Origin of the sequence: Mediterraneibacter sp., from assembly GCF_030825015.1 — a bacterium.
Lineage (GTDB): Bacteria > Bacillota > Clostridia > Lachnospirales > Lachnospiraceae > Mediterraneibacter.
The window spans coordinates 1-25922 of record NZ_JAPJQP010000024.1 but is presented as its reverse complement, the minus strand read 5'-3'; the positions used below and the strand labels follow the sequence as shown (position 1 = coordinate 25922).

At 42.2% G+C, this 25922-nt stretch carries 21 protein-coding genes; 2 read left to right on the top strand and 19 right to left on the bottom strand.

Going from position 1 to position 25922, the window contains the following annotated elements:
- Nucleotides 1–204: 204 nt before the first annotated feature.
- From RCH61_RS08815 to RCH61_RS08795, 5 genes are all read right to left on the bottom strand, one after another.
- Nucleotides 205–588, bottom strand: a complete 384-nt coding sequence (locus RCH61_RS08815) for a hypothetical protein (RefSeq protein ID WP_306480466.1) — start codon at nucleotides 586–588, stop codon at nucleotides 205–207.
- An 84-nt stretch (nucleotides 589–672) separates the two neighbouring features.
- Entirely contained in the window at nucleotides 673–912 is a 240-nt protein-coding gene (locus RCH61_RS08810) for a hypothetical protein (protein WP_306480465.1), read from the bottom strand.
- 177 nt (nucleotides 913–1089) lie between these two features.
- Complete coding sequence (locus RCH61_RS08805; RefSeq protein WP_306480464.1) at nucleotides 1090–2475, bottom strand: MATE family efflux transporter; 1386 nt, start codon at nucleotides 2473–2475, stop codon at nucleotides 1090–1092.
- The gene (locus RCH61_RS08800) at nucleotides 2468–3070 is read right to left on the bottom strand and encodes a cytidylate kinase-like family protein (RefSeq protein ID WP_306480463.1); all 603 of its coding nucleotides are present in this window, start codon (nucleotides 3068–3070) and stop codon (nucleotides 2468–2470) included. The genes RCH61_RS08805 and RCH61_RS08800 overlap by 8 nt, the downstream gene beginning before the upstream one ends.
- A gap of 377 nt (nucleotides 3071–3447) precedes the next feature.
- The gene (locus RCH61_RS08795) at nucleotides 3448–4101 is read right to left on the bottom strand and encodes a YigZ family protein (RefSeq protein WP_306480462.1); all 654 of its coding nucleotides are present in this window, start codon (nucleotides 4099–4101) and stop codon (nucleotides 3448–3450) included.
- 242 nt (nucleotides 4102–4343) lie between these two features.
- On the opposite strand from RCH61_RS08795, the gene RCH61_RS08790 reads away from it, so the two are divergent.
- A complete protein-coding gene (locus RCH61_RS08790; protein WP_306480461.1) occupies nucleotides 4344–6923 on the top strand; it encodes a transglycosylase domain-containing protein in 2580 nt (859 codons plus the stop codon).
- A gap of 198 nt (nucleotides 6924–7121) precedes the next feature.
- Here the strand turns inward: RCH61_RS08790 and RCH61_RS08785 are convergent, their stop codons facing one another.
- The 14 genes from RCH61_RS08785 to ftsH all read right to left on the bottom strand — a co-directional run bounded on the left by RCH61_RS08785 (nucleotide 7122) and on the right by ftsH (nucleotide 24171).
- Nucleotides 7122–8468 carry a dicarboxylate/amino acid:cation symporter gene (locus RCH61_RS08785; protein WP_306480460.1) on the bottom strand — a complete coding sequence of 449 codons (1347 nt, stop codon included), beginning with the start codon at nucleotides 8466–8468 and terminating at the stop codon, nucleotides 7122–7124.
- Nucleotides 8469–8876: 408 nt separating this feature from the next.
- On the bottom strand, nucleotides 8877–9740 hold the full coding sequence (locus RCH61_RS08780; protein WP_306480459.1) for a DeoR/GlpR family DNA-binding transcription regulator: 864 nt from the start codon (nucleotides 9738–9740) through the stop codon (nucleotides 8877–8879).
- Between the two features lie 70 nt (nucleotides 9741–9810).
- The gene (gene ydjG, locus RCH61_RS08775) at nucleotides 9811–10803 is read right to left on the bottom strand and encodes an NADH-dependent methylglyoxal reductase (RefSeq protein ID WP_178007844.1); all 993 of its coding nucleotides are present in this window, start codon (nucleotides 10801–10803) and stop codon (nucleotides 9811–9813) included.
- Nucleotides 10804–10871: 68 nt separating this feature from the next.
- On the bottom strand, nucleotides 10872–11840 hold the full coding sequence (locus RCH61_RS08770; protein WP_306480458.1) for a carbohydrate kinase family protein: 969 nt from the start codon (nucleotides 11838–11840) through the stop codon (nucleotides 10872–10874).
- Nucleotides 11833–12672: a class II fructose-bisphosphate aldolase gene (locus RCH61_RS08765; protein ID WP_306480457.1), complete on the bottom strand. Its 840-nt coding sequence runs from the start codon at nucleotides 12670–12672 to the stop codon at nucleotides 11833–11835. Before RCH61_RS08765 ends, RCH61_RS08770 begins: the two co-directional genes overlap by 8 nt.
- A gap of 76 nt (nucleotides 12673–12748) precedes the next feature.
- The gene (locus RCH61_RS08760; RefSeq protein WP_178007850.1) at nucleotides 12749–13804 is read right to left on the bottom strand and encodes an NAD(P)-dependent alcohol dehydrogenase; all 1056 of its coding nucleotides are present in this window, start codon (nucleotides 13802–13804) and stop codon (nucleotides 12749–12751) included.
- Between the two features lie 85 nt (nucleotides 13805–13889).
- Nucleotides 13890–15290: an MFS transporter gene (locus RCH61_RS08755; RefSeq protein ID WP_306480456.1), complete on the bottom strand. Its 1401-nt coding sequence runs from the start codon at nucleotides 15288–15290 to the stop codon at nucleotides 13890–13892.
- A 54-nt stretch (nucleotides 15291–15344) separates the two neighbouring features.
- The gene (locus tag RCH61_RS08750) at nucleotides 15345–16031 is read right to left on the bottom strand and encodes a ribulose phosphate epimerase (RefSeq protein WP_178007069.1); all 687 of its coding nucleotides are present in this window, start codon (nucleotides 16029–16031) and stop codon (nucleotides 15345–15347) included.
- A gap of 19 nt (nucleotides 16032–16050) precedes the next feature.
- On the bottom strand, nucleotides 16051–17133 hold the full coding sequence (locus RCH61_RS08745; RefSeq protein WP_178007067.1) for a zinc-binding dehydrogenase: 1083 nt from the start codon (nucleotides 17131–17133) through the stop codon (nucleotides 16051–16053).
- Between the two features lie 434 nt (nucleotides 17134–17567).
- Nucleotides 17568–18512 carry an ROK family glucokinase gene (locus tag RCH61_RS08740; RefSeq protein ID WP_306480455.1) on the bottom strand — a complete coding sequence of 315 codons (945 nt, stop codon included), beginning with the start codon at nucleotides 18510–18512 and terminating at the stop codon, nucleotides 17568–17570.
- 24 nt (nucleotides 18513–18536) lie between these two features.
- Nucleotides 18537–19466: an HPr(Ser) kinase/phosphatase gene (gene hprK / locus RCH61_RS08735; RefSeq protein WP_306480454.1), complete on the bottom strand. Its 930-nt coding sequence runs from the start codon at nucleotides 19464–19466 to the stop codon at nucleotides 18537–18539.
- 87 nt (nucleotides 19467–19553) lie between these two features.
- Complete coding sequence (uvrC, locus tag RCH61_RS08730) at nucleotides 19554–21407, bottom strand: excinuclease ABC subunit UvrC (RefSeq protein WP_306480453.1); 1854 nt, start codon at nucleotides 21405–21407, stop codon at nucleotides 19554–19556.
- Nucleotides 21408–21467: 60 nt separating this feature from the next.
- Nucleotides 21468–21986, bottom strand: a complete 519-nt coding sequence (locus tag RCH61_RS08725) for a methylated-DNA--[protein]-cysteine S-methyltransferase (RefSeq protein WP_178007203.1) — start codon at nucleotides 21984–21986, stop codon at nucleotides 21468–21470.
- An 82-nt stretch (nucleotides 21987–22068) separates the two neighbouring features.
- Nucleotides 22069–24171, bottom strand: coding sequence for an ATP-dependent zinc metalloprotease FtsH (gene ftsH, locus RCH61_RS08720; protein ID WP_178007201.1), 2103 nt, complete (start codon nucleotides 24169–24171; stop codon nucleotides 22069–22071).
- 207 nt (nucleotides 24172–24378) lie between these two features.
- On the opposite strand from ftsH, the gene RCH61_RS08715 reads away from it, so the two are divergent.
- Nucleotides 24379–25848 (top strand): DUF1846 domain-containing protein, encoded by a 1470-nt coding sequence (locus tag RCH61_RS08715; RefSeq protein WP_178007207.1) that lies wholly within the window; start codon nucleotides 24379–24381, stop codon nucleotides 25846–25848.
- Nucleotides 25849–25922 lie beyond the last annotated feature (74 nt).

Sequence of the window (25922 nt, the reverse complement as noted above, 5' to 3'; positions counted from 1 at the left end):
CTCGCCCATTCTTATCATAGAAGATCTTATTTACAGACTTTTCTTCATAGTCTCTTTTCTGTAAATACTGTTATAAAAGGTCTTCTATGATAAAAAACATTTTATCATAAGGAGACCTTTTATTATGGCAAAAGACTTCAGCAACCTGCATAGTGATTTTACCACTCTGAAAGTGGTAAAACGGACTTATCTTTCACTGTCATACTATTTTTTCTTGTTAAAATTTGTATTACCGTATGCAGAACGGCGTTCCATTGCTCTTTGTGCCGCTTTCAGTTTCTTATCTTCTGCTGCCAGTCTTCTCGCTTCCATTCCCTGCATGGTTTTCTCATACCGACGCCTTAATTCTTCTTTCTGCATCGCACCACTTTCCCTCTTCCAAACTTCAACCTCAGCAGTTATTTCTGTCTGTAAATCACAATCTTTTAAAGACAAGAAACCATTAAAGCATGATGGATAAGGAAACTTACTTACTTTTCCTTTTTCCGCAAAATCCACTTCCAAATATTTTTCACCCACATTATGGATGATACCTTTTCCATAGGATTTATGTATGACTGTCTGATTTACTAATTTCTCCAAATCCATAACTGTTTACCTCACTTTTCACACCTAAAAGGCGTGCAATTACCATTTTTGAGATAACTGCACGCCTTAGTTTCAAACATACGACTAATCCAAATAATGTCCTACCGGAGATGTATTATATTGTTTCTTAATCTCAATAATAACAGAACCATCCGCCTGTGTTTCCTCTGAAAGAATCTTGTACTTTGTCTTATTCTTGTCAAGCTGTTCTTTGTACCTCTTCACTTCCTCGGTAACAAGTTTTTTGGCATATTCCTTACCAATATCTTCTTTTAATAAGAAATGTAATGTTTGTGTAATGCAAGCTGCCTTTACTCTTTTCATTCTAATCTACCTGCTTTCTTTGTTGGTTGAACAAGTTTACATAAAACATTATAACTAAAAAAATTTAATCTCGTAAGAAAAATATAGTTATTTTTTTGCTTTTTGTCACTTTTACCACTGTATCACCATGTTTGTTTTGGTATTTTTGCACATATATTTATTCCAAGTTTTACCTTTCTAACTCATAGACATTACCTTTTTTGTATTCACCCTTTTCATAAATACTACGGAAACGATTACAGATAATACTTCTGCTATCACAAAACTCATCCATACAAGCCACGTTCCGCACATACCGGATATAACTATTTCCACAAACAGATACGCCACCGGAATCACAAACAAGAACTGTCTGCATACGGAAATAATAAAAGATTCCATTCCGCTGTCCAATGCCTGAAAAACGCCCTGAAATGCGATATTGGCTCCAGCAAACACATAACTGACGGAGATAACACGCATTGCACTGACACACAACTGTTTTGTTTCCCCTGACAGTCCAAAAATACCGGCAAATGGTTCTGCAAATACTTCCAGACCTGCAAAACCAATCAACATAATTCCAAGCGTATAGATAAGTCCATACTTGATTCCTTCCTTCACACGTTCCTTACTTCCCAAACCATGATTAAAGGATACAATCGGTGTAATGGCATCCCTTAAACCAAAGGCGGCAAACAATATGAACTGCTGTATCTTATAATACAATCCGTATGCAGTTACCACGTTTTCTCCAATACGAACAAAAATCACATTCAAAAGGTACGTCATTACAGACATCAGAGCTTGTGCAATGATTGCTGCAAATCCTATAGAATAGATTCCCTTAATGATTCTTCCTGACGGTTTCATATAGGCAAAAGTATTCCTAATCTCCTTGTTTGCTTTCAGATGTAAAACAAGACCTACAAGTGCTGATACAATCTGGCCTATAATGGTCGCATATGCTGCACCCTTTACCCCGAGTTCAGGACAGCCAAACCATCCATAGATCATAATAGGGTCAAGAATAATATTTACTACCGCGCCTGTTATCTGTGCAATGGTGGAATAAACACTTTTTCCAGTTGCCTGTAATACTTTTTCATACAAAGAAAAAAATAAAATACCGAATGACCAGACACAGCAGATTTTCAGATAATCCGTTGCCATTTCTGCAATAACCGGGTTCTTTGTCTGGGACGCGATATAACTTTCCGTACCGAACAAACCAAACAACAAAAATACCACATAAATTACCACCATTAAGAATACACCGTTACCTGCAGTCTTACTGGCTTTTTCCATATCCCCCTGTCCCATTCGCTTTGCAAGAAGTGCATTTACACCCACACCGGTTCCTATACCAATCGCTACCATAAGCATCTGTACCGGGAAAGCAAGAGTCAGCGCGTTTAACGCCATTTCTCCCGTGCCTTCCATATTTGCCACAAACGCACTGTCTACAATGTTGTATACTGCCTGCAGCATCATAGAGATAATCATAGGTACTCCCATGTTCACCATCAGCTTATTTACCGGCATAGTTGCCATCTTATTTTCTTTCACTGCTGCCTTACTCATTTCCCGCTGCACCTCCTACCGCATCTACGATCAGCGCAACAGATTTTTCAATTCCAAGAAAACCACTGTCAATGCTCAAATGATAATTCTGTCTTTTCCCCCACTCCTGCTCCGTGAAATACTTATAATTCAACTTTCGTTTTTTATCTTTGTCCGCCAATCTCTTTTCCGGCTCAACTGCACTTTCTCCATACTGTTTGACAATACGCTCTGCACGGAGTTTCTTATCGGCATACACAAACACATTCAAGCAGTCTTCACGTCCCTTAAGAACATAGTCCGCACATCTTCCCACAATAACACAAGCTCCTTTTTCAGCAAGCTCCTCGATCACTTTCTTCTGTGCGATCCAAATCTTATCTGCATTAGATAATCCGTCCAGTCCTCTGCCAATAAACATATATGCAAGACTGTTACTGTTTGGCGCATACTCACTTTCATCTGCAATAAACTCTTTTGCGTATCCTGTTTCCTCTGCTATCTTTTCGATTAAATCCTTGTCATAACATGGAATACCCAGTTTTGCTGCCACTTTCTTGCCAATAGTTCTTCCGCCACTGCCAAATTCTCTGCTGATTGTAATAATCTTAATCATCTTCTTCCTCCTTCAGAACATAAAAAGCGTGTAACCCCCGTAGTGAAACTACTTTAGATTACACGCATAAATTCTGCTGGACTTACATCTACCGATTACACGGTTTTCTTTTTTCAACAATTCAATAATATAGCACAAAATCTGATTTGATGTAAGTAAAAATTTAATTTTTTATTCATATTATTGATTCGTTCATTAAAATGAAAGAAGGAGATGGAATACATCACGGTAAAAGAGATTTGTGAAACGGCAGGCGTCAACCGCTCCACCTTTTATCTGCACCATGAAACCATTGGTGATCTGCTGGCAGAAAGTGTACAGTACATAAACCAGCAATTTCCAGAACACATGAATCTTAGATCTTTTAAGATTCCTTTTTATTGTTCAAATATTTGGATTCCATCCTCTGTCTTGGCAAACCAGCACTGCCCCGTCTTCTCCGTCACAGCCTGTCCGTTAGTCCCTTCCATCAGCTCTTTCATCAAAAAGCCTTCTTCATCATCCGGCACAAGAACGAGAAGTTCTACCTTATCCGTGTATACGGTATCAAGAACCGATAATCCCATCTGCCCTAAAATATACTGGATTTTTCCAAGTCCTGTATAATCTGTAATAATTTTCAGTTTAAACCCACGGATCTTGGTTATAATAACCGTATGTGCAAGCGCCTCTGCCGTCGCAGACGTATAAGCTCTCACAAGCCCCCCTGTTCCAAGAAGCGTTCCCCCGAAATACCGGGTGACAACAACAAACACATCGGTCAGATTTTTTCCTCTTAATACTTCCAAAATAGGCTTTCCTGCTGTTCCCGCCGGTTCCCCGTCATCACTCATCCTCTCCGCCGCCGGATTTCTTCCGATTACATATGCCCAGCAGTGATGCCTTGCATCCCAATTCCTTTTTCGGATTTCTTCTAAATGTGCAAACGCCTCTTCTTCATTCGAAACCGGAAATACTTCTGCAATAAAACGGGACTTTTTCTCAACAATTTCTCCCGTTCCTTCTGTATATACAGTATGATAACACTCCATCTCATCTTCTCCTTCTCTATATAAAACGGTCCTGAACTGTCTCTACTATAACAAAGACATGAACTATGTACAACCATTGTAAGCTTTACTCATAAAATTTTTACACAAGTTCAACTTTAAAACTCCGCATATGCTGTTGTTATCATTAAAATTCTTTATAAAATATGAAGATTTTATTTTTTTCTTTATTTAAAAGACCTTATTTGATATAATCATAGAAGTTGAAAAGGAGGATGTTATTCGTGAATTACGGGAAAAATAACCTTTCAAAGAGAAAATCATCAATCTCTTCGAAAAAGAAAATGAAAAAGAAACGTGTAGGAGTCCGTTTTTTCAAAGCAGTCATCACCTGTATGCTCCTGCTTGTCGTCATCGGTCTTGTCGGCGGCGTGATCTTTGCCAAAAAGATCATAGACAATACCCCTGACGTATCTGCCGAAGACATTCAGCCGAAAGGATTTACAACAACGATTGTTGATCAGAACGGCACTGTCATTGATACGCTGAAAGACTCTGATTCTAACCGTGTCTACCGGACTTATGATGAGATTACGGCAAAATCAGATTTTCTTCCTCATGCATTTGTAGCGATCGAGGATGAGCGTTTCTATGATCATAACGGAATCGATATTCAGGGAATTTTAAGAGCCGGCGTCGTCGGAGTTATGAATGGTTTTGATTTTACCGAAGGTGCCAGCACTCTGACACAGCAGCTTATTAAAAACAATGTATTTGATTTCGTCAACGAAAAGACATTTTTTGACAGAGTAGAACGTAAATTACAGGAGCAGTATCTTGCCCTTGCTTTTGAGAAAGAAATGGACAAAAACGAGATACTGGAGGCATATCTTAACACGATCAACCTCGGTCAGGGATGTCTTGGTGTACAGACGGCATCTACAAGATATTTCAACAAAGATGTGGCGGACCTGACTCTTTCTGAGTGCGCGGTCATCGCTGCGATCACACAGAATCCGACAAAATATGACCCGGTAACAAATCCGGATTCCAATGCCAAACGCCGGGAAAAAGTTCTTGACAATATGCTTGAACAGGAATACATCAATCAGGCGCAGTACGACGAAGCCCTTGCCGACCCTGTATATGACCGCATCTTGCAGACAGCCGCCATTACAGAAGACACAACGCCTTACTCGTATTTTACAGACGCGCTGATCGAAGATGTAATCCAAGATCTCATGGATGAGAAAGGCTACTCAGAAACACAGGCCTACAATCTTCTTTACAGTGAAGGATTGACGATTAAATCCACGCAGGATCTTGCAATCCAACAGATCTGTGATGAAGAAGCTTCTAACGATGCTTATTATCCGATCGTAGAATACGGTATCACAGACTATGCGCTCACGATCCACCGTGCAGACGGCTCTGCTGAAAACTACAGCAAAGAAAATCTGAAGCAGTATCTGATCTCTGTAAGAGGCGCTTCCGCCCCCTTCGTTTTCAGCTCGGAAGATGAAGCGCGGGCAGCCGTCGAGCAATATAAAGGAACACTCGGCATTGATACAGAAGCCGGCGATATTGCGGACGAACGTTTAAATATTACCCTTCAGCCGCAAGTATCCGTCGTATTAATGGATCAATATACCGGACATGTCAAAGCGATTGTCGGAGGGCGGGGAACGAAAACAACTAGCTTATCACTGAACCGCGCCACTGCTTCTCCAAAACAGCCCGGATCTTGTTTCAAGATTTTATCTACTTACGCTCCGGGGTTAAACGAATGCGGCATGACACTGGCAACAACGATCAAAGATGAACCTTATCGATATGCCAGCGGACAGCCAGTCAATAACTGGGATAATAAATACATCGGCAACACACGCGTCCGCTATGCAATCGAGCATTCCATGAACGTATGTGCCGTACGCACATTGACCGAGACGGTCGGACTTGAAAAAGGATACAAATATCTTGAAAACTTCGGATTTACGACTCTTGTCAATAATGATCCGAATTATCCGGGTATGTCAGATATCGCTCAGGCTACAGCCCTCGGCGGTATCACACGAGGAGTTTACAATATTGAGATGACTGCCGCTTATGCTTCCATTGCCAACGGCGGCGTCTATACCGAACCGATCCTTTACACAGAAATCCTTGACCACGACGGAAATATCCTGATTGACAATTCCAAGCCGATAACACGCCGCGTTTTAAAAGATTCTACAGCGTTCCTTTTAACAAGCGCTATGCAGGACGTAATCAACCGCGGAACAGGAACACCCGCAAGGCTGAACAACATGCCTGCTGCAGGTAAAACAGGTACGACAGAAAACAGTACCGACCTCTGGTTATCCGCATACACGCCTTACTACACCTGCTCCGTATGGACCGGATACGATGAAGATAAGACGTTGGAACAGTTTTGGAATCAGTCCTGGCACGAAGTTATTTGGAAACATATTATGGATCGTGTTCACGCAGAGCTGGAATATAAAAACTTCACTCCTCCTGCTACTGTTGTACAGAGAACGATCTGCACCCAGACAGGAAAAATCGCGGTAAGCGGTTGTCCTTCTATCACAGAATATTTTGACAAAGATACTTTGACGAAAGAAACTTGTCCCGGACATGGTGATACAGATGAGGATAAAGATAAAGACAAGAAAGACGAAGACAGCGACACTACAGACACAGACACAAATACAGACAACAACAACTCAAATAATAATGGAAATTCCAACAACGGAAATAACGGAAACAGCGGAGAGGATGTAGAACCGATCCCAACACCGGATCCTGAAGAACCGGAAACACCGGAAGTCATACCGCAATCCCGAAGTCGGATTTCCCCTTAATCCTTCCAATTATCCCTTTTTCCAAATGTCTGAGATTGATTTGGTCACAAAAGAGGATATCGCAAAATCATCTAGTTCAGATGATTGAGCGATACCCTCTTTTTTTCTCTTATTTTTTATAATTTTGAAAGAATTTATTATAATCTGTTTTCCAAAATAATACTTTTCTCCCCATACTTTTACAGTTTTATTTGACCTTTATTTGTAATATGTCTCCTTATTTAACACTTTCTCTTTGAAACATACGATTACGTTTGTCGCTGCATCTCCGATTACATTCAATGTAATAACCGCCATTCCCGGAAGATAATTCATCGCCAGCACAAGAGAATATCCGATCATACACAATTCAGAACTCATTCCCAAACCGGTCATAACGACATATACCATCGTTGTTCCGGCTACCGGAATTGCCGGAGTTCCCATTGCAGTACAGATCGAAAGGAACGCTGCTACAGCAAGTGTGGACGGCTTAATATCGATTCCTGCCGCTGTTGCTATAAACGTGATTGCGATCATATGCATCGCTGTCGTACCGTTCATATTGATCGTCATACCTGTCGGAAGAACAAAACTACTGATCTCTTTTGAACATCCCAATTCTTCTGTACATGTTTTTGTATTCAGCGGAAGCGTTGCTGCCGAAGAGTTTGTTGCCGCTGCAAACAATCCAACTTTCAAAGTCTTTTTCACGAATGGAATCGGATTTAATCCTGTTGTTAAAAAGATACCGATCGGATAAATCGTAAATACAAGCGCCAAGCTTACAACGATCGTAGTAACGATCCATACAAGTGTCGGCTTAATGTATTCAATTCCATATACAGCAAGTGTTCTTGTAATCATACAGAAAATTGCTACCGGTCCGATCTTATCGATCAGGAAATTCAGGAAAAGCTGAACGACATCATTCAGATTTTCGATTACTTTACGAAGCGGTTCTGTCTTTTTTCCAAGCACCGTCATACATAAACCAAGAATAATTGCAACAACTACGACAGATATAATCTCATTATTGGAAGAAAATGCTGAAAAAATATTGGACGGAACAGCATTTACAACTGTTACAAGCGGATTATATCCTTCCATCGTCACCGCCTCTGTTGCCATCTCGTTCGGAAGCTGTACATCAAACCAACCCATTGTTTTTACGAAATATGCCGCCGCTCCGGCAAGTGCTGCCGCCGCTGCATAAAAACAAATATAAGTAATAAATGTCTTGCCTGCGATTTTACCGAGTCTCTCAGGGTCTGCCAGGCTGCACATAGCCAGACTTAACGAGGTAAGTACAAGGGGAACGATCGCCAGCTGCAGTCCTCTCATAAACAGCTGTCCGACAATATACAAAATACCGATTCCTTCAATTCCATTTGTCTTTGTTACATCTTGAAAGAAAATTGCATCAAGCGCTTTCCATACTCCTGATTTACCGCTCTCTACGAGAAACTCTCTCAGAAACAGCATAAGAAAACCAACCACAAATCCGGCTGCTACCGCGAAGATCATCCGCTTTACGATCGTATTCTTTTTTTCTTTTCCTTTCATCTCTCCATCTCCTTCGTTTTCTGTGTTTTTCGTTTTTATCCTTTTCTGATCATATCGCTAAATATAAAGGATTTCCTTGATTTTTATTGTACATTTTTGTCAAATCAATGTCAATCCTTTTTCTTTGAAACAAAGATTTTCTATGTTTTTAACAGAATTTTTCTTATATTTTTGTTATATATTTTTTTGTTTCACTCTACTTTCTTTATTTCAAATATTTCTAACCCAGATGATTATTCTTGTAATCACCGGAAGTGCCAAAAGGTACATTCCGGGATTGTAAGCGGTCGCCAAGGTCTCGGCAAACCCGGACTTTGGCTCGTCGCCATTGCAAAAAAAGAATGACTGCCGCCCAAATGCAAAACAGTCATTCTCTTTTATTCAAATGATAATTTTTAATCATAAAGTTTAATAAACTAATTTAATTCCTTGTTCTTCACAATAATCCACCCATTCATCCGATGGTCTTCTGTCTGTAATAATATAATTCACTTTTTGAAGATTGATCAAATTCACAAATGCTGACTGATCGAATTTTGAAAAGTCAACCAAAAGAGCCACTTCTTCTGCCTGTGCCAACATTGCCTTTTTGACTTCCGCTTCACTTTCGTTTGAATCAAGCACCCCTTTTTCAATACTCAGTCCTTTGCAACTGATCAATGCAAGACTCACGTTATATTTTAAAATATTCGTCTTGGCGAGCTGCCCCTGCAAAGAGAGAGATTTCTTATTATACTCTCCCCCTGTGGAGATAATATTAAAGGACGACTGCTGAAATTCTCGGAACACCTCCGTTGAATTTGTCACAACCGTTATATCAGGCGACTGCGGAAGAAGCTTCAGCGCTTCCATCACAGTCGTACTGGAATCTGCAATAATCGTTGTCTTTCCTTCGAAAAGCTTTGCCGTCTTCCTTGCAATCTCCTGCTTTTCTTTCAGATGCCTGCTCATCCTCCTGTAAAAATGAACACCTTCTTTTTGAATGCCTTCATTCCAGATTGCGCCGCCGTGAACTCGCGTCACAACGCCGTCAGCCTCTAATTTATCAAGATCTCTGCGTATCGTTTCCTCCGTCACCCTGCATATTTTACTCAACTCTGCTACAGACGCTTTTTTCTGCGTCTGAATCGTTTGACGGATTGCCATTAATCTTTCTTTGCCCGCCATGCTTTCTTCCCTTTCTATACCTTTACCGCTATTATTCACACCACTTTTATTTAATAATAACTCTTCTGTGTTGGTTTTTGCAAGACTTTTATTCTTTGAAAGCATGATTTCTCCTTTTGAAATGTTCAGACTCGGAAATAGATACGTCTAAACAATCTTTAAAATGCAGGCACTCTTATTTGTCAATCTCTTCCGCAAGGTCACGCATATATGCAACATCTTCCGGATCGAGTTCTAATTCTGCCGATTTTACGTTTTCTTTTATCTGATCTACCGTTGTGGAACCACTAAGAAGATTCAGGAAATCTCCTTGTGCCAAAATCCATCCAAGCGCCAGGTTCGCAATCGTACAATTATATTTTTCGCAGAGCGGTTTCCACTTATCCATCATATCCATTGCCGCCTGCATATTGTCCGGCTGGAACCATTTCTTCGGGATCTGTGCTCCGACCGGTTTATAATCTCTCGGCATTGTTCCTGAAAGCAATCCCATTTCAAGTGGAGAATATGCCTGAATCGTAACACCGTTTTCCCGGCAGCACGGAATGATCTCATCTTCAATGCCGCGATCAAGGATCGAATATTTTGCCTGAACAATATCAAGATCTCCCCATTTCAAATATTCTTTGATCTGGTTAATATCTACATTCGCAGCTCCGATCGCACGGATCTTTCCCTGCGCTTTCAGTTCATTCAAAACATCCATTGTCTTTTGAATCGGTACATAATACTCAGTTCCTTCTGTTGCCTGCCAGTGAGTCATATATACATCTACATAATCTGTTCCGAGACGCTCAAGAGAACCGACGATTTCTTTTTTTACCGATTCGCTGTTCAGGTTTTTGTAAAGCTGGATTCCGTTTACTTTATTGAAAAGATCCCCTTTCATCTCCTGATCCCATGTAACACCGCATTTTGTAATGATTACAACATCTTCACGATTCATTTCTTCAAGAGCTTTTCCGAGAATTTTCTCACTGTTTCCGAAATTGTATCCCGGAGCCGTATCGATTAAGTTTACTCCTGCCTTCGGAGCCTCTCTGATCGTATCCACAACCGTCTGAAGTTCGTGATCTCCGCCCCATGCAGAACCGCCGCCGATCGACCAAGTTCCAAGTCCGATTCTTGAAATATCAATTCCTGTCTTTCCTAATTTCATCGTTTTCATGATATCTGTCTATCCCTTTCTTTACCTATTCCATCTGATTCCTTGTTCCTTAAAGCAATCCGAAAACATTATTTATAATCTTCGCGGTATTTTGCCAGCATCTCGTCTACGATCTCTTTGTCTGTCACACCGCCTGTTGCTCCGACATACTGAACAGAAACAGCAGCCGTACAGTTTGCATAGATCGCACATTCACGGATATCCTTTCCTTCCAAAAGACCTGTGATAAATCCGGATGCAAAATTATCGCCGGCACCGATCGTATCAATCGCCGTTACACCTTTACATGCCGGAACGATCATTGCGCCTTCGGCGTTACGGATATAACATCCTCTTTTACCGATCTTCATGATCACATTTTTTACACCACATGCATATAATTTGTCAGCTACTTTTGCTTCATCCGTCTCTCCTGTCATCTCACTTGCTTCCTCGAAGTTCGGGAAGAAATAGTCAACATAGCTTAACGCTTCTGTGATATCTTCCAGCTTCTCGTTCAACCTTGGAGAAACCATATCCGCGCAGATGATCATGCCTTCTTCTTTTGCTTTCGAAAATACGGATACGAGCGCTTTATTATCAAAAAGAGGATTATTGAAAATACTTGCAAATGAAAGAATTTTTGCACCTTTAAGCGCTGACATATCCAAATCTTCATATTTGAATTTCCAAAGGCTTCCCTGACGGTTTGTAATAAAAGTTCTTTCTCCGTCAGCAGCTACCAAACCAACATTGATCGAAGTATCGATCGTTGGATCCTGTTTAATATATTTCGTATCAATGCCTGTTCTTTCACAATGACTTAACACAAACGCTCCTGCCACATCTACTCCGATACAGCTCATTAAAGCAACTTTATGTCCCAGTCTTGTAATGATAGTCGATTCATTGATCGCATCTCCTCCGATCGTCATTGCAATTCCGTCTACCGGATAAGATACAACGTCAAACACTTCTTTACTTACCGGGCGCAGCGGCAGATCTACGATCGCCGCCCCGATAATGATTACATCCAAATCTTTACTCACTTTATTCATCAGCCCTTCCGTCATCACCGAATAATTTAATCTTGTACATTGCGCGTTCTTTTACAGCCTGTCTTACCGCACGTTCTACTGCCAGGAACGGCTCGTCTTTATGCTCGTTGATCGCTTCCATTGCAGCCTGGCAAAGTTCTGTATGTATATTAATTTTTGCAATTCCAAGAGAGATTGCTTTCTTAATGTCTTCGTCTCCGATTCCCGATGCTCCATGAAGTACAAGCGGAACGTCAACTGCGTTTGCTACTTCTTCCAAAATATCAAACGCCAGCTTCGGCTCAGAAGAATAAACTCCATGTACATTACCGATCGCAACTGCCAAAGAATCGCATCCTGTTCTGTCAACAAAGTCTTTCGCCTGCTTCGGATCTGTGTAATGATACTCTGACAATGCTTCTTCATAGATTGTCTCGTTTCCTACGTGTCCAAGTTCTGCCTCTACCGGAATGTTATATGCGTGGAAATAATCTACACATCTTTTGATCTCTGCTACGTTCTCTTCATACGGAAGTGCGGAAGCATCACGCATTACAGAATTCATGCAATGATTTACAGCATTCTGAAGGATCGTCATATTGCGGCCGTGATCCCAGTGAAGAATTACCGGAACGCTTGCTTTTTTCGCCATAGATTCCATCATATAGCAATAATCTTCAAAAGATGTATTTCCTGTAAATCCTGTTCCGAATGAAATGATGATCGGTGCGCGCAGTTCTTCTGCAGCGTCGATAACGCCCATCAGCATCTCTGCATTCCATACATTAAAATGAGGAATTGCATAATGTCCTGCACTTGCTTTCTTTTCCCAATATCTGATATCTGAAATCATAATTTTTCTCCTTTTCTTTTCAGCGATCCGGCTGCAGACGTTTCCGCCTGCTTCTGCCGGATATATTCACAGTTTCTTATTCCGTTACTTTGATTACGCCTTTCACCATCTCTGTCTTTTTCACAGGATCGATCGCTTCTTCAAATGCAGTCTGCACATCTTTGTAATCATAAACATTTGTTACCATATCTTTGACATTAAATCTTCCTGATGAGATCGCTTCGATCGTCTGCGGGAAGTTATTGCAATAACGGAATGACGTCTGGATTGTCACTTCACGGTTGATTTTCAGGAAATCGATCGGAACCGGTTTTGACTGTGTTCCTACCATCATAATCTTACCGCCCCGGCTTACGATCTGTACCGCCTGCTGTGCTGTAAATACAGCTCCTGCCGCCTCAAACACAAGATCCACACCGTGATCTCCGTACATTTCTTCGGACCGAAGAACTGCAACTGTATCTTCTTCTTTTCCGTTGATCACTCTGGCTGCTCCCAGTTTCTTCGCAAGTTCCAATCGTTTCTCGATCACATCGACAACTGTAATATCTGTTGCTCCAAGGCTGATACATGCCTGAAGAACCATTAACCCGATCGTTCCTCCTCCAAGGATCACAATACTTTTACCCGGCTGTGCTCCACCGAGAACTGCTGCATGCATTCCGACTGCCGCCGGCTCTACAAGAGCACCTTCCATCGTTGTCATGCCTTCCGGAATATGGTACGTCCACTCTTCCGGATGAGTCATATACTGTGTCAGCGCGCCTTTGTAATTCGGCTGTGTCGCCATAAAGTCAACTCCCGGACAAATGTTGTAGCGTCCTGTACGGCAATACTCACATGTATCATCCGGAACGCCAGGCTCAATGAGGACTTTATCTCCGACTTTAAATTTCGTTACTTTCGCTCCTATTTTAACAACTTCTCCTGCCACCTCATGTCCAAGACCGATCTTCTGATTCGGATCTTTCGGAGGAATAAACGGTCCGAATTCAAATCCGTGAATATCGGAACCGCACATTCCAACATACTCTACTTTCATAAGAATTTCATGATCTTTCGGCTCCGGAACCGGACACTCCTGTATTTCAAAATGTTTTGGTGTCACTAAGATCGCTTCTGAATTTTTCATTTCATATCCTTCCTTTCACCTTTTACTATTTTTCCTGTTCTCCATACTAAGAGAACAGGAAACTTATTTATCTGTTTATCTTTGTTTAGTCAACATTTCCGATATCTTCTACAGATTCTCCTCTTGTCTCTACACCGAAGATCAAAATACATATTGCAATTACTACGGCAACGATAGAGATCAGGACGAATACTCCCGTACTTCCCATAGAACCTGCTGCAACGCTTGTTACGAGGAACGGGAAGAAGATATTACTTACACGACCGATCGCATTACAGAAACCGGAACCGGACATTTTCGCAGATGTCGGCCACATTTCCGGCACATACACTGCAGATGCATAACATACATACATATAAATTACTGTGTTCAGCAAGAATGTTGTTACGATCAGCGCTGTCATTGTTGTCTGCTGTCCTGTAATAACTCCAAGTACAGCCATAGCTGCCAGAAGAATAACACCCATTACTCTTCTCGGAATTTTATCCATGATCAATGATGCGATAAAAATTCCAAACGGAGCGCCGAACAGTCCGAACATTGTCATAAACTGTGACTGTGATGTATCATATCCCATTGATTTCAGCAAGGACGGCATCCATGTCATCAATGTATACTGGATCGTGTTCATACCGATCAATACAAGAGAACCAACAATCGTTCTTCTCAAAAGTTTGCCTTTAAACAGCGCTGAATACGGAAGCTGTTTTACTTCTTTCGGTTCTTCTGTTACCGGCGGAAGCGGTTTTCCTGTTGATGCTTCGATTTCTTTTTCAATCTTTGTAAGGATCGCGTCTGCTTCCTCAACTCTTCCCTGTGACTCTAACCAACGCGGAGATTCCGGAAGTTTTTTTGCAATAATGATAGATGCAATAATAGAAAGAACTGACGGGATCATGTACTGGATTCTCCAGTTCATACTATAGCTTACTCCAGTTGTTACGATCAAAAATGCAATTCCGTTACAAATTGGGTGAGCCCAGTTTCCGATAAAGGAGTTACGGCTTGACCATACACCACGGTTTCTTCCCGGTACATACTCTGTAAATCCTGCAAACAGAACAACGAGAAGTGCTCCAAGTCCAAATCCCTGTACAAGTCTGAATACATACAATACATAAACATTTGGTGCAACAGCTCCGCCGATCATGGCGATAATATGAATAATTTCATACAAAAGAATACTTTTTTTACGACCAATCTTATCTCCGATCGGACCGCCTACAAGCGCTCCGAAGAGCTGTCCTGCCGTATAAGTTGTTCCCCACATTGCAAGAAGTTTTGTTCCTGGTTCTAACCAGTGAAGTTCATTCAGCAAAATATTCTGAACCGAACCTCCGATTCCGTTTGACCAGCATACGAGCAGAGCAAACGCTGTTACCAGCCACATTTTTATATGCCATCCTGAATTCGGAAGACGATCAAGTCTTGCGCCGATGTTCGCGCCTTTTTTTGTTCCCATAATTAATTCCCTTTCTTTTCTCATTCTTTGCAGCAGCAGTCTCTTTTTTGTATGTACACAGACTGTCTGCTTTGTATTTTATTTTCCGGCGAGTTCGCTTTCTACTTCTTGTTCCATAATCGCCCACGCCTTTTCGATATCCTCGTCTTTATTCCAAAGAGCCGGAGGGCCAAGTACGACCATATCTGCGCCCGCTTCATAAAGAGGAGCATAAACACCTGCATTCATCGATCCGTCTGCCTCGATCAGAAAATCAAGTCCCATCTCTTCTCTCCATTTCACAAGAGTACGGATCTTATCATACATTTGTGTAATCACCTTTTGTCCGGCATATCCTGCATCTACGATCATAATCGTCACTTTAGACAGAAGGGGAAGGTAGTATCGAATTGCTTCTAATGGGGCTGCCGGGTTCATGGCAATCCCGGCTTTGCACCCCAGTGAGATAATCTTGTTGATCGTCACGAAAGCATCGCTCTCGATACAATCTGTGTGCGGAGTAATATAAGCTGCTCCGGCTGCAGCACATGCCTCAATATAATCCTGCGGATGTTTTACCATCAAATGTGCATCCATCGGTTTTTTGACAACTTTTTTCAAGGCTGTCATAAAATCAGGACCAACGCCAAATGTCTTTACATAATTTCCATCCTTTATATCAATGTGGAGGAAATCTGCATGTTCATCAATAAACTTTACCTGATGACCGAAATCGTACAAGTCACAGCAGCCCATAGACGGTGCAAGCAGTAATTTCTTTTCCATCGTATCTTTCCTCCGCTTATCAATCCTCATCATCAAAGTCATATGTGAAGATTACTTTGATTGCTTCTTTTTTCGCCATCAGTTCAAATCCTTTTTCCCACTCTGAAAGTCCAAGTCTGTGAGTGATCATCGGCTGTACTTTGATCTGTCCGGAAGCAAGCAGACGGATTGCATTTCTCCATGATGTGGAGTCATATGCCATATGTCCGATAATGCTCTTGTTCCATGAAGTAATATCGTTGATTGAAAATTCAAGCGGTTTGAATCCCATTCCGACACGAACAACCTCTCCGTTCGGACGAAGCATCTCGATCGCCTGTTTCAGAGCAATGTTTGCTCCTGAACATTCAACAACAAGACCTAAGTTATCTCTTCCGCAGATTTCTGTACATCTTTTTACAACATCTTCTTTTGAACCATTTACACAATGTGTAGCTCCAAGTTCTTTCGCAACCGGGAAACGAACCGGAACATCCTCGTCAAGTCCTACCATAACGATGTTGACTGCTCCCATAATTCTTGCCACCTGTACGGCAAACAATCCAAGCGGACCTGTTCCGAATACTACAACATCCTGTCCCGGAAGGAGATGGCTCTGCTGCGCGATTGCTTTGTATGAATTACAGATCGGATCGAGAACTGCTGCCTCCTCATATTTTACGTTTTCCGGAATTTCCCAGATTGCATGTTTGTGAATTCTCAAGATCTCTCCCGGAACTTTACAGTATTTGGAAAATCCGCCGCCCCATGTATTATTGTCAAGACCTAAGTTTACTTTGTTTTCACAGCAAAGAAAATCTCCCTGCTCACATGCCGGGCAAACACCACATACATGAGCGCTGTTGTCAGATACAACTCTTTGTCCCACTTTCCAGTCTGTCACTTTCTCGCCGACTTCTACGATCTCACCCGCAAATTCATGTCCGCGGATCGAGTTGAATTCATCGGAGCCATTGTCCACTTTATAATGTTTCATATCTGCTCCACAGATTGCAGCCGCCTTGATCTCAATGATGATATCCTCCGGACCACATGTCGGTTTCGGAACGTCGATCATACGATATCCACCAAATTCTTTTCCATATCTTGCTAATGCTTTCATCTTTTCATTCTCCTCTTTTTTCCATTCTGTATTCGGGCTTTCTGTTCACATTTGATTTTCTTTTTCAGCCTGCCCTTGTATTAAAATGTTCTTTTGTTTCCGGCCAGAAACTTTATTTCTTTGTTTGTCTATATTCTACCACTTTTTTCTTTTTAGTCAACACTTTTTCTTTGTTTCAAAGATATTTGTGTGTTTATACAACCATTTTTAGGTTTTTCATCGCTTTCTTTCTTATTTTTTGTGTATTTTTTACAGATTCATCTATACAAACAAAAAACAAAAGAACCATAACACTTGTATCCCCCGCTTTTTCACTCGGTTTATACTGTATTATGGTTCATTTTTTTATATTTTTCTTATATTCAGTTGCTAGTTTGTTTGTTTTAAAGATATTTTCTTTGTTTCGGGTATTTCAAACATGAACTATAGAAAAATCATTTTCCTCTCTCATCCAGCACAAGCTTCACGGCCCCGCAGATTCCAGCATCATTTCCCAACTGTGCAAGAACAAATCTTACATTTTTATCTGCAAAGAACGCTCTTTCCTTATATGGTTTTTCTATATATGAAAGAAGCACTTCTCCGGCTTTGGAAACTCCGCCACCGATAACGAACACCGCAGGATTCACAACTGCCGCAAGATTAGCAAGTCCGTATCCAAGATATTTTCCGAAAGAAACTGCAATTTCATCTGCGACTTCATCTCCTGCTTTCACCGCGTCAAATACGTCCTTTGCCGTAATTTTTTCTTTGTTCAGCATCGTTTCCCGTTTTTCTGTCTCTAATTTCTGTTTTGCCAAACGGACAATGCCTGTTGCGGAGGCATACTGTTCCAGGCATCCTCTATTTCCGCAGCCGCAGCAATCCTTTTCCTCATAATTCACGCAAATATGTCCGATTTCTCCGCCGGCGCCATTGCAGCCGACAAGCATCTTTCCGTCTATGATCACTCCTCCGCCCACTCCGGTTCCAAGAGTTACCATAATCATATTCTTCTCTCCGGCGCCGCCGCCTTTCCACATTTCTCCGAGCGCTGCAACATTCGCATCATTCCCGATAAACGCTTTCAAACCGGTCAGCTCTTCCATCTCTTTCTTTACTTCTTTATATTTCCATCCAAGATTCGCGCTTCCGTTTACGACTCCTTCTGCTGTCACCGGCGCCGGAACTCCGACTCCGATACCGAGAATATCTTCTTTTTCCAATTTTTTTTCTTCTATTTTTCCCACCAAAGAAAAGGCAATATCCGGCAGGATTGCCTTTCCTTCCGCCAATGTATTCGTAGGGATCTCCCATTTTTCAAGAATGGCTCCTGTCTCTTCAAACAGACCCATTTTCACTGTTGTGCCTCCGATGTCTACACCAAAACAATATTTCACAGCTCCCTCTCTCCTCTCTTATATTTATCTTTTTTTCGCAAGATTTTCCTGCACTCTTTTATACAATTCCTGTGCTGCGTTATAGCCCATCTGTTTCTGTCTGTGGTTCACCGCCGCAGACTCTACAATAATCGCAAGATTCCTTCCCGGTCTGATCGGAATACTATGGCATACAACTTTGTTTCCTAAAAACTCTGTATATTCCTCTTCTAATCCAAGCCGGTCATATTCTTTTTCTCTGCTCCAATCTTCCAAAGTAATTACAAGATCAATGTTCTGAGTTTCTCTGACACTTTGCACACCAAACATAGATTTTACATCAACAATACCGATTCCTCTCAGTTCAATAAAGTTCTTCGTCACATCCGGCGCCGAACCGACAAGTGTTTCGTCACTCACCTTCCGGATCTCCACAACATCGTCTGTCACAAGACGGTGTCCTCTCTTGATCAATTCAAGGGCAGCTTCACTTTTCCCTATACCGCTCTCACCCATGATTAAAACACCGACACCATACACATCCACAAGAACACCATGAATGGAAATACTCGGAGCCAGTTTTACATTCATCCAACGGATGATCTCTGCTGAAAAATCAGAAGTCGGTTTCACCGTACTAAATACCGGCACATTACTTTCTACTGCCTTTTTCAGGAAAATCTCGCCCGGCGTCATTCCCCGGCAGAATACCATACATGGGATCGGATGCTGCAGCAGCATTTCGTAAATATAAATCCGCCGTTCTTCCGTCAATGTCTGCATATAATTATATTCTACATTCCCAATGATCTGCACGCGATTGGAATCAAAGTGATCAAAGAACCCGGCTAACTGAAGCGCCGGTCGATTGACATCCGGCACATGGACTTCTTTTTCTGTCAGATCCACTTCCGGAGTCAGATTCTTCAGATCCATCCTTTCAACAATTTCTCTTAACTCAATTCCTCGTCCCATATATTTCCCTTCCTTTCGCTTTCAGCACTCTTCTCTTCGATGCCTTCGCTTTTTTTGATTTATATACCGCTCGCTGTTTCTATCATATCATGTATGAAAAAAATTGTATACTGCCTGCGCCGCCTTTTCGTTCATAGATGGAATCGCAGCAAGTTCTTCTTTTTCAGCCGCCTTTATAGCATCCAGACTTGCATAATGGCGCATAAGCGCTTTTCTTCTCGCAGGTCCAATCCCTTCTATATCGTCCAAAATCGAATGCACCTGTCCTTTTCCTCTAAGCTGACGATGATATTCGATGGCAAACCGGTGAGCTTCATCCTGAATCCGTGTAATAAGACGGAACGCTTCAGAATTTTTTTCAATCGAGATCTCCTCATTCTGAAAATATAATCCTCTCGTTCGGTGGTAATCATCTTTCACCATTCCGCATACCGGAATATTCAAATGCAGTTCCTCCAGTACTTGAAGCGCCACATTGACCTGTCCTTTTCCGCCGTCCATCAGGATCAGATCCGGAAATACCGTAAACTTCCCAAGTTCGCCGCTTTCTTCCCGTTCTTTCAATCCATGTGTAAAGCGCCTGGTCAAAACCTCCCTCATACTTCCATAATCATCCGCACCCTGGATTCCTTTAATTTTAAATTTCCTGTAATCATTTCGTTTCGGCTTTCCCCGCTCATAGACAACCATAGATCCGACCGACTCGAATCCGTTTGTATTTGAAATGTCATAAGCTTCCATACGCCTGATCTTTGAAAGACCGAGTAAAGATTCAATCTCCTTTACCGCTCCGATCGTACGGCCTTCTTCCCGGCGCATTCGCTCTTTGTCCTTGCTTAAAACGAGCTTCGCATTATCAGAAGCCAACTCTACAAGCTTTTCTTTCGTTCCTTTTTTCGGAACTTTTACCGTCACTTTCTGCCCGCGTTTTGAAGTCAGCCATGTTTCTATAAGCTCCCGGTCTTTTATTTCCTCCTGAATCATTAATTCTCTCGGAATATACGGAGTTCCCGCATAATACTGCTTAATAAAACTGTCTAAAATATCGGCTGTTTTTTCCCCATTGGAAATACGAAGATAAAAATGATCTCTTCCGATCAGCCTGCCTCCTCTGATAAAGAATACTTGAACAACCGCATCCTCACCTTCAGAAGCCGCAGCCAAAATATCCCTGTCTTCCCCGCTTGCATCTGTGATCTTTTGTTTCTGCGCAATCTTTTTTACACTGTTTATCAGCTCTCTGTACTCGATCGCTCGCTCAAATTCCAGATTCTCCGACGCCATGTTCATTTTTTCTTCCAATTCTTTTAAGATCGCATCGTAATTTCCGTTCAGGAACTTTAACACTTCCGTAATCGCCTTCCCATATGCCTCCTGTGAAAGATATCCCTGACACGGCGCATCGCATTGCTTGATATGATAGTTCAGACAAGGACGTTCCTTCCCGATATCTTTAGGCAGATTCCGGTTACAGCTCCTTACATGATACAATTTATGAATGAGATCAATCGTATCTCTGACCGCCAGCGCACTCGTATAAGGTCCAAAATATTTTGCCTTATCTTTCACCATCTTTCTTGCCAAAAGTACACGCGGGAAAGGCTCATTCACCGTCACCTTGATAAACGGATATGTCTTATCATCCATCAGCATCGTATTATATTTCGGATGATGCTCCTTGATCAGATTACATTCTAAAACAAGCGCCTCCAGTTCCGAATCTGTCACGATATACTCAAATCGTCTGATGTGAGTCACCATCTGTTCGATCTTGACCCCTTTATTCCTGCTGCTCTGAAAATACTGGCGCACCCGGTTTTTTAAACTGATCGCCTTGCCGACATAAATGATCTGATCCCGCTCGTCATGCATAAGATATACACCTGGTCTTGCGGGAAGTTTTTTCAATTCTTCCTGTATGTTAAAATTATTATTTTCCATAAATTTAATTATACTTGCCGTGCACAAAAAAACAAGGAAAATTTCTTTCTCCATCCCTTCTTAACGAAGAAAATCCTTCCCTAAAGTCCGCCCATGTTCTATATTTAGAAGCGCTGCTTTCCTCTCAATTCCTCCTGCATATCCTGTCAATTTTCCATCTGCTCCGATCACTCTGTGACACGGAACGATCACCGACACCGGATTGTGCCCTACCGCATTTCCGACTGCCTGAAAAGCCACTCTTTTTCCGCCTCTTTCAGCCTCCATTCTTCCCGCAATCTCCCCATACGTCATCGTCTGCCCGTAAGGGATCGCACAAAGGATCTTCCACACTTCTTTTTGAAAATCAGTTCCTTTCAGATGAAGCGGGATCTGCTCCTTTGGCTCTTTTCCCGAAAAATAAAGATCCAGCCATTTTTTTACATCATAAAAAAGAGGAATCTCCACTTCCTCATTCTCTTGTCCCAGACAACAGGCAAAATATTTCTGCCCTTCAAACCACAACCCGGTCAATCCGATTTCATCTGCAGCCAGCAGGATCTTTCCTAGCGGTGACACATAACAACTTATATATTCCATCCTCTCTCCCTTTCCCCTTCATAGAAAAAGGACTGCTCTGCCGCGTGATAAAGCGGAGAACAATCCTTTCCGTCCTATTTTCTTAACAAGATTCCGTTCCGTCGGAAAACGTATTTTTTTCTTCTGACGATACCGTTTTATCTTCCTGCACCGTATTTTCTTTCATCGCAATTCTTCCACGATCTTCTGTTTTCGGCGCCTCTCCCTCTTCCGGCTCAGGAATTCCTTTCACCTCTCTGAAAATCTTCATAAACTCTTTTCCGGTGATCGTTTCCTTTTCAATCAGAAACGCCGCAATCTTATCAAGAGCTTCCCGATTTTCCGAAAGAAGCCTCTTCGCTTCTGTATAAGCAGACTTAAGCATCTTCATTACTTCTTCATCGATCTCTCCGGCTGTCGCCTCACCGCAGTTGAGCACTGCCCTGCCGTCCAAATACTTGTTCTGAACAGACTCAAGTCCCATCAATCCGAAACGTTCTGACATTCCGTACTGCGTAATCATCGCGCGGGCAATCTTTGTCGCCTGCTCAATATCGTTGGATGCCCCTGTCGTCACCGTATCAAACACGATCTCTTCTGCCGCCCGTCCGCCAAGCGCAACAACGATCATTGCTTCCAGTTCTTTCTTTGTATTCAGGAATTTCTCTTCTTCCGGAGTCTGCATCACATAACCGAGCGCGCCCATCGTTCTCGGAACAATCGTAATCTTCTGTACCGGTTCTGTATTTTTCTGAAGCGCAGTGACAAGTGCATGCCCAACCTCGTGATAAGAAACGATCTTGCGTTCCTCTTCACTCATAATACGGTCTTTCTTTTCTTTTCCGACCAGAACAACTTCAACCGCCTCAAACAGATCTTTCTGACTGACAACCTGTCTTCCATGCTTTACCGCATTGATCGCAGCTTCATTGATCATATTCGCCAAATCCGATCCGACAGCGCCGGATGTCGCAAGTGCGATTGCTTCCAGATCTACGCTTTCATCCATACGGACGTCTTTTGCATGTACTTTCAAAATATCGACGCGGCCTTTTAGATCCGGCTTATCAACAATAATCCGTCTGTCAAAACGACCCGGACGAAGAAGCGCAGGATCAAGGATCTCCGGACGGTTTGTCGCTGCCAAAATCAAAAGACCTTTATTCGTATCAAACCCGTCCATCTCGGCAAGAAGCTGATTCAGAGTCTGTTCTCGTTCGTCATTTCCGCCCATCGCCGTATCACGTGTCTTTCCGATAGCATCAATCTCATCGATAAACACAATACACGGAGCCGACTGCTGCGCCTGTTTAAAAAGATCACGAACACGAGATGCTCCGACACCGACATACATTTCTACGAAAGCCGAACCGGACAAAGAGAAGAAAGGAACTTTCGCCTCACCTGCCACCGCTTTTGCCAGAAGGGTCTTACCTGTTCCCGGAGGGCCTACAAGAAGCGCTCCTTTCGGAAGTTTCGCTCCGATACCACTGTATTTTCCCGGATTATGCAGGAAATCCACAACTTCCTGAAGCGATTCTTTCGCCTCATCCTCTCCTGCCACATCCCGGAAAGTCACCCCGGTTTCTTTTTCCATGTACATCTTGGCATTGCTCTTTCCAATGCCCATCATTCCGCCGCCTTTGTTCATCCGTTTCATCATATATGTGAACAGCCACACCATAAGCAAAAGGGGCAGGATTACCGTAATAAACATCTCAAAAAACAACTGTCCAATCGTATCCGGAATCTCACTTTTAAATTCGACACCCGCACGGTCAAGTTTCGTCACAAGCGTATCGTCATCGACATACCCCGTATAATAATCAGGAGCATGTTTCGCGCCTTCTTTCTTAACTGTCGGCATCTGGCTTCTCATTCTTGCCATCGCCTCTTCGAACGGACTTAAGAGACCTTCTTCTTCCGCCTTTTCAACAGCTTTCTCCCTCTCTTCTTCTCTTGCTTTGTCCGTCAGCGTGATGTAAATCTTCTCACTGTCTAATTTTACTTCCTTCACTTTATGTTCTTTCACAAGAGTAAGGAATTTGTCATAACTGATCTCCTTTTGGTTCGTATTTCCCATAACAGAAAACAATCCGAAAACTACAAAAGCTACCAGCAGGGTCGTTATAAGCACAATGCCCAAACCCTGCCGGTTATTATTCGGATTATTTTTATTATTCTTCTTATTCTGGTTGTTATCCATCCTGTTCCTCCTCAAAATCTTCAGCGCCAATGCACAATATGCATGGCGTTATTACCATTATAAGTACAGCTTTTGCATAAATCAATAAAAAGATTATGAAAATATTGTAAAACAGGCAGATTTTATAGTATACTGAGTACGAAATATGTCCTGCGGAAAATCTTTTCCCTCAGGATAAAAATGAACGAAAAAGTGGAGAATAAGAAAATGAGAATCGGTTTTGACAATGAAAAATATCTAAAAATGCAGTCCGAACACATCCGAAACCGGATCGGAAAATTTGACAACAAACTTTATCTCGAATTCGGAGGTAAACTGTTCGATGATTATCACGCTTCCCGTGTGCTTCCGGGATTCGCTCCTGACAGTAAACTTCGCCTCTTAAAAGAATTAAGTTCTCAGGCAGAGATCGTCATCGTCATCAGCGCCAAAGACATCGAGAAAAATAAGATCCGTGGAGATCTCGGTATCACATACGACACAGAAGTTCTTCGCCTGATCCAGACATATAAAGATCAGGGTTTATATGTAGGAAGTGTTACAATCACTCAATTTTCCGGTCAGGAAAGCGCAATCCTGTTCAAGAACAGACTGGAGAAACTGCAGATTCCGGTATATCTCCATTATCTTATTCCGGGATATCCGTCCAACGTTCCGCTCATCATCAGCGAAGACGGCTATGGAAAAAACGATTATATCAAAACAAGCAGACCTCTTGTCATCGTTACAGCTCCCGGACCGGGCAGCGGAAAAATGGCAACATGCCTTTCCCAGCTTTACCACGAACATAAAAGAGGGATTCTCGCAGGTTATGCAAAGTTTGAGACATTCCCTGTATGGAATCTCCCGCTTAAACATCCGGTCAACCTTGCATATGAAGCTGCAACAGCTGACTTGAACGATGTGAATATGATCGACCCATTCCACCTTGAGGCATATGGCGAAACAACTGTCAACTATAACCGCGACGTCGAGATCTTCCCTGTGTTAAATACGATCTTTGAAAAGATTTACGGAGAAAGTCCTTACAAATCTCCTACCGATATGGGCGTCAACATGGCCGGAAACTGTATTTGCGATGATGAGGCCTGCCGTGAAGCCTCCAAACAGGAAATTATCCGCCGCTATTTCGATGCGCTGAACGCTCTTGCCAAAGGCAGCACCTCAGACAAAGAAGCGCAAAAAATCGAACTTCTCATGAATATGGCAGGAATTACCGCCGCAGACCGAAAAGTGGCGGTTAAAGCATTAGAACGTGCGAAAGAGACAAACGGTCCTGCTGCCGCGCTTGAACTGCATGACGGAAGAATCATCACCGGAAAGACAACGAATCTTCTCGGAGCAAGTGCAGCCCTTCTTTTAAATGTACTGAAAGTACTTGCCGGCATCGATCACGAAGTACACATTATTTCACCGGAGTCAATCGAACCGATCCAGAAACTGAAAGTCGATTATTTAAAGAGCAAAAACCCACGACTTCATACAGACGAAGTTCTCATCGCTCTTTCCGCAAGCGCAGCCACGAATCCGCAGGCGCGCCTCGCTCTTTCTCAGTTGCCTGAACTTGCCGGATGTCAGGCACATACATCTGTCATGCTGTCAGATGTGGATATTAAGATTTTCAAAAAATTAGATGTTCAACTTACTTCCGAAGCAGTATACGAACATACATTATAAAATTTTAAAACGTTATTTCAAAGGGGCTGTTGCAAAATAGATGAGTAATCATCTATGGAGCAATAGCTCCCTTT